Here is a 635-nt window from a genome sequence, read left to right on the forward strand (position 1 = left end):
CTTGTACCGAGTTGATGCCTACCGTCGGAGCCGTCGTATCGTAGTCGATACTGAGCTCCGTAGCCGCCGTATTGCCGTTCGCCGCTCCGTCGAACGCTACGTCAGCCGCTACGCCGACCTTCACTTCTCCGTCTCCCGACGGCGTAATGTCTGCGGTATAGATACGGTTATCCAGTGTCGACAGATTGTCCGCGGTTCCATTCGTCACAGAGATGTCCGCTGACGTAAAGCCCGTTACCGCTTCGCTGAATGTGAATGTCACATTGATCGGCGAATCGTTCGTCGGGCTGGATTGCGCCGAAGAGATAGATACTGAAGGCGGAGTCACATCCAGAACAATTACGTGCGCGAAATCGCTCCTCGTACTGGCCGTCTTGGTACCCGGAACGCTATTGTCCGTATTCGTAACCATGACATAGTAATAGTCATTATGCGCGTAGGACGTCGGCACAACGAATGTGCTGGACGTCGCTCCATTAATCGCATATCCGCCACTGTAGGAATTGGCTGTGTTGCGAATCCACTGGTAGCTCAGCGTGCCGCTTCCACTTGCGCTTGCCGTCACTTCAAGCGTGACCACATCATGCTCATGCACAGTGTCGCCAACCGGCTGCACGCTAATTGTAGGTGCCGGC

1 protein-coding gene is annotated in these 635 nt (G+C 55.1%); it reads right to left on the bottom strand.

The annotated features are described in order from the left end of the window. Positions 1-635, bottom strand: a 635-nt coding sequence (locus tag M6D81_RS31640; protein ID WP_262681646.1) for an Ig-like domain-containing protein, incomplete at both ends; no start/stop codon positions are given.

This window comes from Paenibacillus sp. J5C2022 (assembly GCF_025567625.1).
GTDB lineage: Bacteria > Bacillota > Bacilli > Paenibacillales > Paenibacillaceae > Pristimantibacillus.